Source organism: Mycobacterium asiaticum DSM 44297, assembly GCF_000613245.1.
Taxonomy (GTDB): domain Bacteria; phylum Actinomycetota; class Actinomycetes; order Mycobacteriales; family Mycobacteriaceae; genus Mycobacterium; species Mycobacterium asiaticum.
The window spans coordinates 193923-208736 of sequence record NZ_HG964939.1 but is presented as its reverse complement, the minus strand read 5'-3'; the positions used below and the strand labels follow the sequence as shown (position 1 = coordinate 208736).

At 66.9% G+C, this 14814-nt stretch carries 14 protein-coding genes, 1 tRNA gene and 2 pseudogenes; 12 read left to right on the top strand and 5 right to left on the bottom strand.

Features of this window, described 5'->3' with window-relative positions; all coding sequences use genetic code 11:
- Nucleotides 1-274: 274 nt before the first annotated feature.
- Both BN972_RS24945 and BN972_RS24940 read left to right on the top strand, forming a co-directional pair.
- Nucleotides 275-1494, top strand: a pseudogene (locus BN972_RS24945) (S1C family serine protease); the annotation flags it as partial.
- Entirely contained in the window at nucleotides 1494-2039 is a 546-nt protein-coding gene (locus BN972_RS24940) for a MogA/MoaB family molybdenum cofactor biosynthesis protein (RefSeq protein ID WP_036364346.1), read from the top strand. The pseudogene BN972_RS24945 and the gene BN972_RS24940, both read left to right, overlap by 1 nt.
- 8 nt (nucleotides 2040-2047) lie before the next feature.
- Here BN972_RS24940 and mscL read toward each other — a convergent pair whose 3' ends face one another.
- From mscL to BN972_RS24920, 4 genes are all read right to left on the bottom strand, one after another.
- The gene (gene mscL, locus BN972_RS24935; RefSeq protein WP_036364343.1) at nucleotides 2048-2509 is read right to left on the bottom strand and encodes a large-conductance mechanosensitive channel protein MscL; all 462 of its coding nucleotides are present in this window, start codon (nucleotides 2507-2509) and stop codon (nucleotides 2048-2050) included.
- Between the two features lie 66 nt (nucleotides 2510-2575).
- The gene (locus tag BN972_RS24930) at nucleotides 2576-3244 is read right to left on the bottom strand and encodes an SAF domain-containing protein (RefSeq protein ID WP_036364341.1); all 669 of its coding nucleotides are present in this window, start codon (nucleotides 3242-3244) and stop codon (nucleotides 2576-2578) included.
- Between the two features lie 65 nt (nucleotides 3245-3309).
- Nucleotides 3310-3630 (bottom strand): FmdB family zinc ribbon protein, encoded by a 321-nt coding sequence (locus BN972_RS24925; protein WP_036365801.1) that lies wholly within the window; start codon nucleotides 3628-3630, stop codon nucleotides 3310-3312.
- 70 nt (nucleotides 3631-3700) lie between these two features.
- Nucleotides 3701-4297, bottom strand: coding sequence for a 5-formyltetrahydrofolate cyclo-ligase (locus BN972_RS24920; RefSeq protein ID WP_036364337.1), 597 nt, complete (start codon nucleotides 4295-4297; stop codon nucleotides 3701-3703).
- Nucleotides 4298-4385: 88 nt separating this feature from the next.
- Here BN972_RS24920 and BN972_RS24915 point away from each other — a divergent pair, with 88 nt between their 5' ends.
- The 5 genes from BN972_RS24915 (at nucleotide 4386) to BN972_RS24895 (ending at nucleotide 8844) form a co-directional block, all read left to right on the top strand.
- Nucleotides 4386-5303, top strand: coding sequence for a UTP--glucose-1-phosphate uridylyltransferase (locus tag BN972_RS24915; RefSeq protein ID WP_036364335.1), 918 nt, complete (start codon nucleotides 4386-4388; stop codon nucleotides 5301-5303).
- Nucleotides 5304-5351: 48 nt separating this feature from the next.
- Nucleotides 5352-6632, top strand: coding sequence for a molybdotransferase-like divisome protein Glp (gene glp / locus BN972_RS24910; protein ID WP_036364332.1), 1281 nt, complete (start codon nucleotides 5352-5354; stop codon nucleotides 6630-6632).
- 15 nt (nucleotides 6633-6647) lie between these two features.
- Nucleotides 6648-7301 (top strand): GNAT family N-acetyltransferase, encoded by a 654-nt coding sequence (locus BN972_RS24905; RefSeq protein WP_036364329.1) that lies wholly within the window; start codon nucleotides 6648-6650, stop codon nucleotides 7299-7301.
- Nucleotides 7302-7626: 325 nt separating this feature from the next.
- Nucleotides 7627-8718 carry a divisome protein SepX/GlpR gene (gene sepX, locus BN972_RS24900; RefSeq protein WP_036364326.1) on the top strand — a complete coding sequence of 364 codons (1092 nt, stop codon included), beginning with the start codon at nucleotides 7627-7629 and terminating at the stop codon, nucleotides 8716-8718.
- A 50-nt stretch (nucleotides 8719-8768) separates the two neighbouring features.
- A tRNA-Ala gene (locus tag BN972_RS24895) sits at nucleotides 8769-8844 on the top strand.
- Between the two features lie 45 nt (nucleotides 8845-8889).
- Here BN972_RS24895 and BN972_RS30010 read toward each other — a convergent pair.
- Nucleotides 8890-9270 carry a hypothetical protein gene (locus BN972_RS30010; protein ID WP_036364323.1) on the bottom strand — a complete coding sequence of 127 codons (381 nt, stop codon included), beginning with the start codon at nucleotides 9268-9270 and terminating at the stop codon, nucleotides 8890-8892.
- Nucleotides 9271-9475: 205 nt separating this feature from the next.
- Here BN972_RS30010 and BN972_RS24885 point away from each other — a divergent pair.
- The 5 genes and pseudogenes from BN972_RS24885 to BN972_RS24870 form a co-directional block, all read left to right on the top strand.
- Nucleotides 9476-10927, top strand: a pseudogene (locus BN972_RS24885) (molybdopterin oxidoreductase family protein); the annotation flags it as partial.
- The gene (locus BN972_RS30645) at nucleotides 10919-11587 is read left to right on the top strand and encodes a molybdopterin oxidoreductase family protein (protein WP_315968816.1); all 669 of its coding nucleotides are present in this window, start codon (nucleotides 10919-10921) and stop codon (nucleotides 11585-11587) included. The pseudogene BN972_RS24885 and the gene BN972_RS30645, both read left to right, overlap by 9 nt.
- The gene (locus BN972_RS30005) at nucleotides 11580-11933 is read left to right on the top strand and encodes a hypothetical protein (protein ID WP_036364320.1); all 354 of its coding nucleotides are present in this window, start codon (nucleotides 11580-11582) and stop codon (nucleotides 11931-11933) included. Before BN972_RS30645 ends, BN972_RS30005 begins: the two co-directional genes overlap by 8 nt.
- A gap of 14 nt (nucleotides 11934-11947) precedes the next feature.
- The gene (nirB, locus tag BN972_RS24875) at nucleotides 11948-14470 is read left to right on the top strand and encodes a nitrite reductase large subunit NirB (RefSeq protein ID WP_051545800.1); all 2523 of its coding nucleotides are present in this window, start codon (nucleotides 11948-11950) and stop codon (nucleotides 14468-14470) included.
- Nucleotides 14467-14799 (top strand): Rieske (2Fe-2S) protein, encoded by a 333-nt coding sequence (locus BN972_RS24870; RefSeq protein WP_036364315.1) that lies wholly within the window; start codon nucleotides 14467-14469, stop codon nucleotides 14797-14799. Before nirB ends, BN972_RS24870 begins: the two co-directional genes overlap by 4 nt.
- The last annotated feature ends 15 nt before the right edge of the window (nucleotides 14800-14814 follow it).

Here is a 14814-nt window from a genome sequence, read left to right as displayed (position 1 = left end):
CGAAGTAGAGAAGAGCGTTCTAGCGTCATGACGAATCACCCGAGGTATTCGCCACCGCCGCAGCAGCCCGGTTATGGCGCCGCGCCCAACCAGCCGGTGCCCCCCGCCTACGCCCACGGGCAGCAGCACTACAACCAGCAGTTCGACTGGCGTTACCAGTCGTCGCAGCAGCCGCAGTACCGCTCCTCCTACGACCCGCTCAGCGGTACGGGCGTGGGCGCCATACCGGGCCACACCGGCTCGGGTCCGATACCGAGCAGCACGGGCTCGCACGCGATACCCACCGGCACCGGCTCGCATCCGATCCACACCGGGCCGGGACCAATTCCCGGCGGGCCCGGGCCCATCCCGGGGATGCTGCCGCCGATGGGACCGCCGCCGCGCCGGCGCCGGTCCGGCGGGCTGATCTTCGGTGCGTTGGCCATTGCGGTGGTCTCCGCCGGTATCGGCGGAGCGGCGGCGACCGTGGTGGAGTTGGGCCACAAGACCGGCGGCACCGCCGGTACGACGGTCGCTTCAGGTGGCGCGCCCAGCGTTCCGGCGGCGAACATGCCGCCCGGCTCGGTCGAGCAGGTGGCCGCCAAAGTGGTGCCCAGCGTCGTGATGCTCGAGACCGACCTGGGTCGGCAATCTGAGGAGGGCTCGGGCGTGATCTTGTCGGCGGACGGGCTGATCCTGACCAACAACCACGTCGTTGCGGCGGCCGCCAAGCCGCCCGCGGGCAGTCCTCCGCCCAAGACGACGGTGACGTTCTCCGACGGCCGCACCGCCGCGTTCTCGGTGGTCGGTGCCGATCCCACGAGCGACATTGCCGTCATCCGGGTGCAGGGTGCGTCCGGTCTGGCGCCGATCGCCATGGGCTCGTCATCCGGCCTGCGGGTCGGTCAGCCGGTGCTGGCCATCGGGTCGCCGCTGGGCCTGGCCGGCACTGTGACGACGGGGATCGTCAGCGCGCTCAACCGGCCGGTGTCCACCACCGGTGAGGCCGGCAACCAGAACACGGTCCTGGACGCGATCCAGACCGACGCAGCGATCAACCCCGGTAACTCCGGGGGCGCACTGGTCAACATGAGCGGGCAGTTGATCGGGATCAACTCGGCCATCGCCACCCTGGGCGCGGACTCCGGCGATGCCCAGAGCGGCTCGATCGGCCTGGGCTTCGCGATCCCGGTCGACCAGGCCAAACGCATCGCCGACGAGTTGATCAGCACCGGCAAGGCGTCGCACGCTTCGCTCGGCGTTCAGGTCACCACGGATAAGGGAGTACCAGGTGCCAAGGTGATGGAGGTCGTCGGCAACGGCGCGGCCGCCAACGCCGGGGTACCCAAGGGAGTCGTCGTCACCAAGGTCGACGACCGCACGATCAACAGCGCCGACGCGTTGGTGGCCGCCGTTCGTTCGAAGGCACCGGGTGACAAAGTGACGCTGACCTATCAGGATCCGGCCGGCGGTACCCGCACGGTGCAGGTGACGCTTGGGAAGGCAGAGCAGTGATGAACGCGGAGGGTCAGCTGTCTGACCTCGGATATACGGTGGCACCCATGGAACAGGGTGCGGAGTTGGTGGTGGGCCGGGCTCTGGTTGTCGTGGTCGACGACCGCACCGCGCACGGCGACGAGGACCACAGCGGCCCGCTGGTCACCGAGCTACTCACCGAGGCCGGTTTCGTGGTGGACGGCGTGGTGGCGGTCGAGGCCGACGAGGTCGAGATCCGCAACGCGCTGAACACCGCGGTGATCGGCGGGGTCGATCTGGTGGTGTCGGTCGGCGGTACGGGTGTGACGCCGCGCGACGTCACACCCGAGGCCACCCGCGACATTCTCGACCGGGAGATCCTCGGCATCGCCGAGGCCATCCGTGGCTCCGGCCTGTCCGCGGGCATCACCGACGCGGGCTTATCGCGCGGGCTGGCCGGTGTCTCGGGCAGCACGCTGGTGGTGAACCTGGCCGGTTCCCGGTACGCCGTGCGCGACGGGATGGCCACTTTGAATCCGCTAGCCGCCTACATCATCGGCCAGTTGTCCAGCTTGGAGATCTGACTCCGAACCTAGGCGTCGGCGCGGGGCCCGTAGTTGGGTGGCGGTGAAAGCTCAGCTGCCTCGTGCGAGCCATGCTTTCCGGTGGACGAATCGCCGTTGGTCTGGGCGAGCAGGTCGCGGATCTCTTTCAGCAGGACCACCTGTGCGTCATCGGCCTGTTCGACCTCGCCTTGCCTGCGCAGCTTGCTGTAGGGCAGGACGACCAGGAAGTACACCACTGCCGCGACCAGGAAGAAGTTGATTGCGGCCGACAGTACGGCGTTGAAGTCGACGTACTGATCACCGGCGATGTGTATCGACAGGATGCCGAACTTTCTCGTGTCGCCGGCGCCGATCGCGCTTACCAGTGGCTTGATGACGCTGTTGGTGAAGGCCGTGACCAACGCCGTGAACGCCGTACCGATGACCACCGCGACGGACAGGTCGACGATATTGCCCCGCGAGAGAAACTCCTTGAACCCTTTGAGCATGAGGACGTCCCTTCCTGGACTGGACCGAGTTTGCTATCGGTCACGTGCCCAACGGTGGCAACGTGCTCAGTGCAGGGTCAACGTCACCGTCTGACCCAGCGCCGAGCCCGCCACCGTGTTCGCCACGCGAGCCGGCAGCGCAACCAACACTACGCGGTCACCCTCGCTGGACTGGAGCTTTGACCTGGCCGACACGAGCACCACGATGGCGTCGGTTGCGATGACCCTGCTTGCCGCGGGTGCTAACGGCGCCGGTTCGTTGGCCGGCGCGGCAAGCACATCGACCACGTCACCCACCCGGATCAAGTCGACCAGCGCGTCGTCGGTCAGGTGCAGCGGCACGATCCTTGCGCCTGGCCCGGCGTTGGTTTCGGCCAGCCGGCTGTTGAGCAGTCGGACGTCGGTGAACACCTCGCCCCGGCGGGTCGGGCCGGCCAGCGTCGCGCCGAGCACCGTGAGCGGATCCGCTTGGGAGCCGTCGGGAACCGTTGCAGCCAAACGGCTTTCGACTCGCAGGTCAGCGGCGGTGAGTGCGGTACCGGGGCCGAGGTCGCGCGTGGCGACCAGCACGTTCACGCGATCGCCGTCCGGATTGGACCGCAGCGCGGCAATACCGGCCAAGACGACGAGCCCGCCGGCGGCCACCCGCCGGGCCAGCACGGTCCTTGTCCAGTCCGGACGCCAGACCGTCGAGATACGGCTGAGCAGCGACGGATTCAGCGTCGGTTCACGCACACGGTCACCGTAGGCACAGTGGACCGTCGGTTACTGCCGGCCAAAGCCGGTGTGTGGATAACCGCTTAGGTGGACGCGGCGGCGGTGGCGGAGGCGGCCTTCTCGGTGGAACCGGACGACTTGCTGTCACTCGAACTCGAGCTCGAGGTGGAGCCGGAGTCACCCGAGGACGAGCCGTTGGTCGAAGTGGTCTCTTTCTTCTTGCCGGACTCGCGGCTGTCGGTGCGGTAGAAACCGCTGCCCTTGAACACGACTCCGACCGAGTTGAAGAGCTTGCGCAGCCGACCGGAGCACTGCTCGCAGGTGGTCAGCGCGTCATCGGTGAAGGCCTGCACCTTGTCGAAGCGGTGGCCGCATTCGGTGCACGCGTAGCTGTACGTCGGCACAAAAACCTCCGGAATCATGAAGTCTGACTTAGCACTCTACCGTCTCAAGTGCTAGAACCGCCACGTGATGTCACTCATTCCCGATCGGCAGGGCGATTAATCCTCGTCCCGGCGTGAGTGCGTGCGTCATCGGCACATCGTGTGGCTCGCTGGGCAACTCGTCGACCAGCTCTTCGTCGCGCACCACTGCGACCAAACGGGCGCGCGGATCGCGGGCGGCCAGCGACCGGTCGTAGAACCCGCGACCCCGGCCCAGCCGCACGCCTCGGCGGTCGACCGCCAGGGCCGGTAGCAAGACCAGGCTCGCCTCGCCCAGCGCCGCTTCCGGCAGCCAGGGCGGGGCCGGCTCGAGCAGTCCCCACTGCGCTGATACCAGCCCGCCGGGTCGGTATTCCCCCCACTGCAACGGCGACGGCGTGTCGTCGACCGAGGTGCGCGCGATCGGCAGCAGCACCCGGCCCGCGCGGCGCAGCAACGCGTCGAGCATGTCGAGCGACCCGGGCTCTGAGCCCACCGGCACATAGGCGCAGACGGTGCTGTGCGGGTCTACCAGCTGCTCCAGGTGTTGAATCAGCTTGCCGGCATCGGTGGCGCGCACGTCGTCGGGCACTCGGCGCCGGGCTGCCGCGAGCGTGTCCCGCAACGCGGCCTTGCTTGCGGTGCCCATGGCGTCAACGATGACAGACCCCGGACTGACCCGGCGTTTCCAACGCCGGACAACGGTTACCCAGCCCGTGAGAGATATGGTGTGATCGATGTCAATACCCTCAGCCTCACGAGTTTCGGTCCCGTTCACGGCGATCGTCCCTGCCGCTGGCCTCGGCACGCGCTTTCTGCCCGCGACCAAGACGGTGCCCAAGGAGCTGCTGCCCGTAGTCGACACGCCTGGCATCGAACTGGTCGCCGCGGAGGCGGCCGAAGCCGGCGCCGAGCGTCTGGTGATCATCACTTCTGAGGGCAAGGACGGCGTCGTTGCGCACTTCGTCGAGGACTTGGTCCTGGAGGGCACGCTCGAGGCCCGCGGCAAGAAAGCCATGCTGGCCAAGGTCCGACGGGCCCCGGCGCTGATCAAGGTTGAATCGGTCGTGCAGGCCGAACCGCTCGGGCTGGGACACGCGATCAGCTGTGTGGAGCCCACCCTGGCCGCCGACGAAACCGCCGTGATGGTCCTGTTGCCCGACGACCTGGTGCTGCCGACCGGCGTGCTGGAGACGATGTCGCAGGTACGCGCCGAGCGCGGCGGCACGGTGTTATGTGCCATCGAGGTGTCCGCGGACGAGATCAGTGCCTACGGCGTCTTCGACGTCGAGCCAGTCCCCGACGGCGGTGACGACGTCCTGCGGGTCAAGGGCATGGTTGAAAAGCCCAAGGCCGCCGACGCCCCGTCGCCGTATGCGGCGGCCGGACGCTACGTGCTCGACCGCGCCATTTTCGACGCGCTGCGCCGCATCGACCGCGGCGCCGGTGGTGAAGTACAGCTCACCGACGCCATCGCGCTGTTGATAGCCGAGGGTCACCCGGTCCATGTGGTAGTACACCGCGGATCCCGACACGACTTGGGAAATCCCGGCGGCTACCTCAAGGCTGCGGTTGACTTTGCATTGGATCGTGACGACTACGGCCCGGAATTGCGGCGGTGGTTGGTAGCGCGATTGGGCCTGACCGAACAGTAGCCGGCACGCCGGCGTCGGGTTCGGGCCCGTACGGCAGGAAGGCGCACGGTGCGTTCTGTAGAGGAGCAACAGGCCCGGATATCGGCCGCCGCGGTGGCCCCGAGGCCGATCAAGGTTGCCATAGCCGAAGCGCAGGGACTGTTGTGCGCCGAGGAAGTCGTGACCGAACGACCACTACCCGGATTCGACCAGGCCGCAATTGACGGCTATGCGGTGCGCAGCGTCGACGTCCTGGGTGTGGGTGATGCGGGCACGCTCGAAGCGGTCGCCGACGATGGGGGTGTCGAGGGTCGCGAAGGAGTGGTCCTGCCGGTGATGGGCACCATCGAGGCCGGCGCGCGCACGCCCAGCAGGTTGCAGCCACGCCAGGCGGCCCGGGTACAGACCGGCGCGCCGCTGCCCACGCTGGCCGATGCGGTGCTACCGCTGCGCTGGACCGACGGCGGGATGAACCGAGTCAGAATCCTGCGCGGAGCGCCGTCGGGCGCCTATGTGCGACGCGCCGGTGACGACGTGCAACCCGGTGATGTCGCGGTGCGGTCCGGGACGATCATCGGCGCCGCCCAGGTAGGGCTGTTGGCCGCGGTCGGCCGGGAACGGGTGCTGGTGCATCCGCGTCCGCGGGTGTCGGTGATGGCCGTCGGCGGTGAGCTGGTGGACATCACCCGCAACCCGGGCAACGGCCAGGTGTACGACGTCAATTCCTACGCGCTGGCGGCGGCCGCGCGCGACGCCGGTGCCGAGGTAAACCGTGTCGGCATCGTCAGCAACGACCCCAGGGAACTCGGCGAGGTCGTCCAGGGACAGCTGAATCGGGCCGAAGTGCTGGTGATCGCGGGCGGGGTTGGCGGCGCGGCGGCCGAGGCGGTCCGTGCGGTGCTTTCCGAACTCGGCGATATGGAAGTGGTGCGGGTCGCGATGCACCCGGGTTCGGTTCAGGGGTTCGGGCAGCTGGGCCGCGACGGTGTGCCCACCTTCCTGTTACCGGCAAACCCTGTCAGCGCGCTGGTGGTCTTCGAGGTGATGGTCCGGCCGCTGATCCGGCTGTCGCTGGGCAAGCGTCATCCGATGCGGCGGGTCGTGCAGGCCCGCACGCTGTCGCCGATTACGTCAGTCGCCGGGCGCAAGGGCTACCTGCGCGGCCAGCTGATGCGGGATCAGGAAAGCGGCGAATATCTGGTGCAGGCCCTGGGCGGGGCGCCGGGGGCGTCGTCACATCTGTTGGCCACCCTGGCCGAGGCGAACTGTCTGGTCGTGGTTCCCAGTGGCGCGGAACAGATTCGCACGGGCGAGATCGTCGACGTTGCCTTCCTGGCTCAGCATGGCTGAGCCCGCTACGGTCTCGTGAACCTGTTGCGGTCCAGCTCCCGGCATCCCGGCTGGCCGATGAGTGTGGGACCGCTGCGTGTCGACGCCGGTGTCATCCGGTTGCGGCCGGCCCGGATGCGCGACGGGGCCCAGTGGAGCCGGATCCGGCTGGCCGACCGGGCGCTGCTGGAGCCGTGGGAGCCCAGCGCCGAGGGGGATTGGGCCATGCGGCATTCGGTGGCCGCGTGGCCGGCGGTGTGCTCGGGGCTGCGCGCCGAGGCGCGAAAGGGCCGGATGCTGCCGTTCGTGATCGAACTGGACGGCCAGTTCTGCGGGCAGTTGACCATTGGCAACGTTACGCACGGGGCGCTGCGCTCGGCGTGGATCGGCTACTGGGTGTCCAGCGAGTGCACCGGCGGCGGGGTGGCCACCGGCGCCGTAGCGCTTGGGGTCGACCACTGCTTCGGGCCGGTGATGCTGCATCGGGTCGAAGCTACGGTTCGGCCGGAGAATGCGGCCAGCCGTGCCGTACTGGCCAAGGCCGGGTTCCGCGAGGAAGGGCTGCTGCGCCGCTACCTGGAGGTGGACCGGGCCTGGCGGGACCACCTGTTGGTGGGCCTGACCGTCGAAGAGGTCTACGGGTCGGTGGCATCGTCGCTTGTCCGCGCCGGACGCGCCAGCTGGGTCTGACTCTTGGTGGCGCTCGCCTTCCTCGTCGAGCCTCGCCTCGCCTCGCCTCGCCTCGCCGAGCGTCACGCCAGCGCGACGCTCGACGTCGGCGGCCACTCTTGCGTGACGCTCGGCGGGAGCGGTGGCCCCCTGGTAGCGCCTGGGCCCTTCTGGGCCAGCCGCGCTGGTCCAAACCGAAATAAAATTGTGGCTAGCGTGACATGTGTGGCGTGTGATGCTTGGAAAAGCGAAATTACAGGTGTGTAATTGCCCTGGTCGCAGTGACCGGGCCCGCGCTGGCCACCGATGAGCCCTCGCGGGAGCCGAACGAAGAGAGCAGGTCATCATGCCCAGCATCCCGCAGTCGTTGTTGTGGATATCGCTTGTGGTGCTTTGGCTGTTCGTGCTGGTACCGATGCTGATCAGCAAACGTGACGCGGTCCGGCGCACCAGCGACGTCGCGCTGGCGACCAGGGTGCTCAACGGTGGTGCGAGCTCCCGTCTGCTCAAGCGGTCGGGGCCCGCGGCCGGGCACCGCAGCGACCCGGACTGGAAGCCCGAGGAGGAGTGGGAGACGGAGCCGATCGACGGGCCGTTCGCCGACGCCGACAAAGACCACGATCAGGACAGGCCGGTCCTGGAGGACGAGGACACCGACGTGGTGATGCGGCGCCGTTCGGTGGTCACCGCAATGGCCAAGGCGGACAAGGGCGTTGAGGTTGCCGACGAGCCCGACTACCTCGATGTCGACGTGATCGACGAGGACGCCGCTGCCCTGCCGGCAGGTGTGAGCGCGCAAGCGGAAGAGGATGAATCACGGCCTGTCGAGGTTGTTTCGGAAGAGGCCGAGCCCGAAGCTGTGGCTGACGCCGGCGACAACGAACTCGACGAGGACGAGTACGAATACGTCGAGGACTCTTCGGGTTTGGAGCCCTCGGAAGACGACGAGGAAGACGAGGACGAGCACGACGCCCCGCCGGCCTACGCGTCGGGGGTCAACCGGCGGCGCCGCTACGACAACAAGACCGCCGCGGCCGTCAGTGCCCGCAAGTACGCCTTCCGCAAGAAGGTGCTGATGGTGATGGCGGTGGTGTTGGTGGGTTCGGCCATCGCGGCCTTCGAGGTGACGCCACAGGCGTGGTGGCTATGCGGCACGGCGACGACGATCACCCTGTTCTACCTGTTCTACCTGCGTCGGCAGACGCGGATCGAGGAGAAGGTGCGCCGCCGGCGGATGCAGCGGATGGCTCGCGCGCGGCTGGGGGTGGAGAACACCGAGGACCGCGAATACGACCTGGTGCCGTCGCGGTTGCGCCGCCCGGGTGCGGTGGTGTTGGAGATCGACGACGAGGACCCCATCTTCGAGCACCTGGAGTATGCGACGTCCATGCGCCACTACGGCTGGCCGCGTGACCTGCCGCGCGCGGTCGGACAGTAGTGCGCGGTTCGGCCCTGCGGGGGTACGGCTGGTAGCCTGCTTAGCGATCAGGGGCTATGGCGCAGTTGGTAGCGCGACTCGTTCGCATCGAGTAGGTCAGGGGTTCGAATCCCCTTAGCTCCACCAATGTGATGAGTCGCGTCATCGGTTACAGATGAGTCGCGTGATGGGTTACAGATTCCCCGGCCATCGGCCGGGGTTTTTCTGTTGGTTGCGCCAGTAGTTCTTGTTGGGGTCGATGGTGTGGGTGCTTATTTCGTGGTTGCTGGTTTTGCTGAGGACTGTGACGGCGGTGGCGACCAGGATTGTTCCTATTCGGTTCGTCGGCATCGCGTCGTGCCACCGAGTGGGTGGCTGGGCGGCGATCGCCTGAGCCGAGCCCGTCGCCACGGGACTGTTGAGCAAGCCGCGGGGCAAGGACATCGCTAAAGGTGCGGGCACCGTGTTGGGTGGATGGTTGCCACGCACCAGACTGGATGCCGGAAAGGCGCGAGCGTCAACCTCATCGGGGTCGTGGCGCCAGCAGCCCAGTAACTCGCGTATGTATTCCATGCGTCGGTGGTCGCTGCGACGCAAGCGACGCCCGGCCAGCTCGTGTGAGTGTGCGGTAGTCGTGTGGTCAATCGGTGGCAATGCCGCAGAAACACACTGCCCGTACGTTCGCGTTGAGGGGATTGGCCGATTGGGGGGTGAAGTGTCAAGTCAAGCAGCAGGCGGCCGCACCTTCGCCCCGGCAACGACACGACGGTGACGGGTAATGGCGGCGGTGCCGACAAAAACACATTGCCCGTACTGCTCCTTGCAGTGCGGCATTGAACTTGACGCGTCGGGAGGGTCCGTGGCTCTCACGCCGCAGGACGACTTCCCAACGAACCGCGGGGGGCTATGCGCCAAGGGCTGGACAGCGGCCGAGCTGCTGGGCCACCCGGAACGGCTGACCACGCCGCTAGTGCGAGACCGACGCGAGTCGCCACTGCGCTCCGCGACCTGGAACGAGGCGCTGGAAAGAATCGTTGCGGCCTTCCAGCTGGCTCAGCAACAACACGGGCGCGACGCGGTCGGCTGTTTCGGGGGCGGTGGACTAACCAACGAAAAGGCTTACCAGTTCGGCAAATTCGCACGGGTGGCATTGCGGACCTCGGCGATCGATTACAACGGCCGGTTCTGCATGTCCTCGGCGGCCGCAGCGTCGAACCGCTCCTTCGGTATCGACCGGGGATTACCATTCCCACTCGCCGACGTTGCGCACGCCGACGTGCTGTTGATCGTCGGCAGCAATCCCGCCGAGACGCTGCCCCCGGCTATGTAGTTCTTTGACGAGGGTCGCGCCCGCGGCGCAAAGCACATTGTGGTGGATCCGCGACGCACCCCGACCGCGACTCGCGCCGAGCTGCACCTGCAGCCGGTGCCTGGCACCGATCTGGCGCTGGCCAATGGGTTGCTCAATGTGGTGATCCGGGAAGGCTTGCTCGACGGCGACTACATCGCTGACCGGACAACGGGATTCGAGGCGGTGCGGCGCGCGGTGCGGTTGTACTGGCCGGACCGGGTGGAGCGGATCACCGGCGTACCCGAGAACGACATCGTGGCCGCGGCCCGGATGCTGGCCAAGGCCGACCGCGCAATGATCCTGTCCGCGCGCGGCGCCGAGCAGCACAGCCGCGGAACCGACACGGTGCAGGCGCTGATCAACCTGGCCCTCGCCCTCGGGTTGCCCGGACGCGAGTACCAGGGCTTCGCGACCATCACGGGCCAGGGCAACGGGCAGGGTGGCCGTGAGCACGGCCAGAAGTGCGATCAGCTGCCCGGCTACCGCAAGCTCGACGACCCGGCCGCACGCGCTCATGTCGCGCGAGTCTGGGGAATCGACCCGGCCGACCTGCCGATGCCCGGGCGTTCGGCCTACGAAATGCTGGACGCCATCGGCACTCCCGGCGGCGTGCGCGCGATGTGGGTGATGGCGTCCAACATCGTGGTCTCGGCCCCGAATACGCGGCGCATTGCGCAAAAGATCGGCCAACTCGACTTCCTCGTTGTGTCCGACACCTTCCTGTCGGAGACCGCCGAGCTTGCCGACGTAGTGCTACCGACAGCGCAATGGGCCGAGGAGTCGGGCACCATGACCAACCTGGAAGGCCGGGTTATCCTGCGCCGCAAAGCGGTTGACGCCCCCGCAGAGGTGCGCAGCGACCTCGACGTGATGGCCGATCTGGCAAAGCGGCTGGGTGCACAGGGGTTCTCCTCGGACTCCGAGGAGGTCTTCGACGAATTGACTCGGGCCAGCGCCGGCGGCAAGGCGGACTACCGCGGAATCAGCTACGCCCGGATCACCAAGGAAGAGGGCGTGTTCTGGCCCTGCCCGTCACCGTCATATCCGGGCACCGCGCGGATGTTCACCGAGGACTTCCCGACACCGGACCGGCGGGCCCACTTCCACGCCGTGGACCAACCCGCACCCGCCGAACTGCCCGACGACGAATTCCCCTACTACCTCACCACCGGGCGATTACTGCGCCAATACCAATCGGGCACCCAGACGCGCCGCGTCGCTCAGCTCGCCAAGGCGGCAGGCGAGCCCGTGGTCGAGTTGCATCCGACGCTCGCCCAATCGGTCGGTGTGCGCACCGGCGACAAGGTCGTCCTGCGCACTCGGCGCGGCGAAGTCGTGATGACAGCGCGCACCGAAAGCGGCATCCGGCCCGACACCGTGTTCGCGCCGTTCCACTGGGGCGGTGCGGGCAGCGTTAACCGGTTGACCATCCCGACGCTGGATCCACATTCGCGGATGCCGTCGTTCAAAGTCTGCGCGGTCGCCGTGGCCCGAGCCGACACCACCGATCTGATGAAAGGAGAAGTGGCGCATGAGTGATGCCAGCACGCCACGATTCCTGCAGGGAGCGTTTACGTTTGACGGTAAGGGCTACGACGCACCGTTCCTGCTCGACTCGTCGCTACGCTATGTCGTGCCGGCAGGCGCGATCAGCCAGCCGCTGTACTTCCGCGGCGGCAACAGCAGTAACGAGCTGATCACCGTCGTCGTGATGCGCGACGGAGCGCCGATGCGGTACTTCCCAATCGGCGCGAAAGGCGCTGTGCACGTCCCGCTTCGGGTGGTCGAGGACCTGCTCGCCGACACCGTTCTCGAGGTGTTTGTGGCTGCGCCCGACGGACTCAGCGGCACGGTAGTCGTTGACATCGGGCTGGTCGAAGTCTAACCGGGGGAGTCGTGATGACAGTACTTGCCGAGGTTTCCACGAATGGTCACCACGAGACACAACTTCCTCGCTTGGTGATGGTCGGCAACGGGATGGCCGGGGCGCGGGCGCTGGAGGAAATCATCGCCCGCGGGGGCTCAGAGAAATTCGCCATCACCGTCTTCGGCGACGAACCGTATGGCAATTACAACCGTATCTTGCTCTCGAATGTGCTGGCCGGCTCCGACGATGCCGGCGAAATCTACCTCAATCCGCTGGACTGGTACAACGAGAACAATATCGACTTGCGCAGCGGCGTTCGGATTGTGCGCGTCGACACCTTCGCGCACGTGGTCTACGCCAATGACGGCACCCGGATGCGTTATGACAAGCTGATTTTGGCCACGGGAAGCCGATCGTTCTTCCCTCCAATGGAGGGTATCTGGCAGGCGGACAACAAGACACTGGTGCCCGGGGTGTTCGGGTTCCGCACGCTCGACGACTGCGAGGCGATGATCGAGTTCGCCAGACAGCGTTCCCGGGCGCTCGTGGTCGGCGGCGGTCTCCTCGGCCTGGAAGCCGCACGGGGCCTGCAGAATCGGGGGTTGCAGGCTGGCGTCGTACAGAGCGGTACCGCCCTGATGAACGCCCAGCTCGATGATCAGGGCGCGTCGATACTGCGTCGGCTGGTCGAAGACCTCGGCATCACTGTGCACATCGGCAAGAGGCCCTCCGCGGTGTTCAGTGAAAACGGCCTGCCAGTGGCGCTCGGATTCGGGGATGGCACCCAATTGCCCTGCGACATGGTGGTGTTGGCCGCCGGCATTCGCCCCAATGTGGGTCTGGCACAGCGTGCCGGACTGACCGTCGAACGCGCCATCGTCGTTGACGACCAGATGCGCTCGGTCGACGACGACGACATCTATGTCGTCGGCGAATGTGCGCAGCACCGCGGTCAGGTGTATGGCCTTGTCGCGCCGCTGTGGGAACAGGCGGGCGTGCTGGCCGATCACCTCACCGGCACCAATCCCCAAGCCGCCTACCATGGTTCGCGCACCGCTACCAAACTGAAGGTCGCCGGGGTCGATGTCGCCGCGATGGGTCTCAAGGCCCCGGAAAACGATGACGACGAATTTGTGCAGTATTTCGAACCCAAACACGGGGTGTACAAGACGCTGGTCGTGCGCGACGGCAAGCTGGTGGGCGCGACACTGGTCGGCGACGTCAGCAAGGTGGCCTTCCTGATGCAGGCTTTCGACCGCGGACTTCCGCTGCCTCCCGAACGCATATCGCTGCTGTTCGACATCGGCACACCGGACGTGGCGACCGGTGCGGCCGAACTCTCCGACGACGCGCAGGTGTGCAACTGCAACGGGGTCAGCAAGGCCGGGATCGTCAGCTGCGTCAAGGGCGGTCAGACGTCACTGGCCTCGGTGATGAACGCGACCCGCGCGGGCAAGGGTTGCGGCTCGTGCAAGGACCTGGTGGGCCAGATCGTGGATTGGGCTGTCTCCGAAACCGGTGCGGAGGTGTCCGAGGACGCCGCCACCAACTGGTATGTGCCGGGGATCCCGTACGAGAAGCCGGAACTGATGCGGATGATTCGCGAGCTGAATCTGCATTCCGTGTCGTCGGTGTTCCAGGCGCTGGCACCGGAGGGCCGCGAAGACGCCCAATCGAAGATGGGCCTGTCATCCCTGCTGGAGATGATGTGGGGCGAGGAATTTGTGGACGAACGCGCCAGCCGCTTCATCAACGACCGGGTACACGCCAACATCCAGCGCGACGGCACGTTTTCGGTGGTGCCGCAGCTCAAGGGCGGTGTGACCAACAGCGAGCAGCTACGCAAGATCGCCGATGTCGCCGACAAGTACCAGATCCCGATGATCAAGCTCACCGGCGGGCAGCGCATCGATCTGCTGGGCGTACGGAAACAAGACCTGCCTGACGTGTGGGCCGACCTCGGGATGCCGTCGGGCTATGCCTACGGCAAGAGCTTCCGCACTGTGAAAACCTGTGTCGGAACGGAATTCTGCCGCTACGGCCTCGGCGACTCCACGGCCCTGGGCATCGCCATCGAAACCCGCTACCAGGGCCTGGCAAGTCCGGCGAAGATGAAGCTGGCCGTCACGGGGTGCCCGCGCAACTGTGCCGAGGCGCTGTGCAAGGACCTCGGCGTGGTCGCGATCGACGGTGGGCAGTGGCAAATTTACGTGGGCGGTGCCGCCGGCGCGCACGTGCGCAAGGGTGACCTGCTGGCGACCGTGGCCACCCACGACGAGGTGATGACGCTGACCGGGCGGTTCCTGCAGTACTACCGGGAGAACGCCAATTGGCTTGAGCGCACGTACAGTTTCGTGCCGAGGATAGGCATCGAGCGGATCCGCGAGGTCGTGGTGGACGACACCGACGGCATCGCCGCCGACCTCGATGCGCGGATGCAGAAGTCGGTGGATGCGTACCATGATCCGTGGGCGGCGAGCCAGAAAGACCCGCAGGACAACCAATTCCGTCCCTCGCTGCCCTTGATCCCGCTGCCCCAGGTGCCCGTTCGATGACCGACATCACCGTGGGCTCGGTCGACGACCTGCCAGTGTGCGAGGGCCGCGCCTTCGCCGTCGACGGCCGCCAGATCGCAGTGTTTCGGCTGCGGAACGGCTCGCTGCGCGCGCTCGACGCCGTCTGCCCACACCAGGGCGGCCCGTTGGCGGACGGGCTGGCAGACGACCGCGTCGTCGTTTGCCCGCTGCATAGCTACACCTACGACCTCGAGACCGGCTGTGAGATCTCCAACGGCGGACCCTCGGTCGCTACGTACCCCGTGCGAGCGGACGAGGCGGGAGCGATCCACCTGAGCATTCCCGAGCGCAACGGCGCGCCAGCTTGAATCAGCCGATTACCT

Excerpts from the sequence above, each read along its gene's own strand:
- BN972_RS30005 (WP_036364320.1), top strand. The coding sequence starts at position 11,580 with ATGAGTGATGCCAGCACGCCACGATTCCTGCAGGGAGCGTTTACGTTT.
- sepX (WP_036364326.1), top strand. The coding sequence starts at position 7,627 with ATGCCCAGCATCCCGCAGTCGTTGTTGTGGATATCGCTTGTGGTGCTT.
- BN972_RS24870 (WP_036364315.1), top strand. The coding sequence starts at position 14,467 with ATGACCGACATCACCGTGGGCTCGGTCGACGACCTGCCAGTGTGCGAG.
- BN972_RS24940 (WP_036364346.1), top strand. The coding sequence starts at position 1,494 with ATGAACGCGGAGGGTCAGCTGTCTGACCTCGGATATACGGTGGCACCC.
- BN972_RS24920 (WP_036364337.1), bottom strand. The coding sequence starts at position 4,297 with ATGGGCACCGCAAGCAAGGCCGCGTTGCGGGACACGCTCGCGGCAGCC.
- mscL (WP_036364343.1), bottom strand. The coding sequence starts at position 2,509 with ATGCTCAAAGGGTTCAAGGAGTTTCTCTCGCGGGGCAATATCGTCGAC.
- BN972_RS30645 (WP_315968816.1), top strand. The coding sequence starts at position 10,919 with ATGGCCGATCTGGCAAAGCGGCTGGGTGCACAGGGGTTCTCCTCGGAC.
- BN972_RS24915 (WP_036364335.1), top strand. The coding sequence starts at position 4,386 with ATGTCAATACCCTCAGCCTCACGAGTTTCGGTCCCGTTCACGGCGATC.
- BN972_RS30010 (WP_036364323.1), bottom strand. The coding sequence starts at position 9,270 with ATGGAATACATACGCGAGTTACTGGGCTGCTGGCGCCACGACCCCGAT.
- nirB (WP_051545800.1), top strand. The coding sequence starts at position 11,948 with ATGACAGTACTTGCCGAGGTTTCCACGAATGGTCACCACGAGACACAA.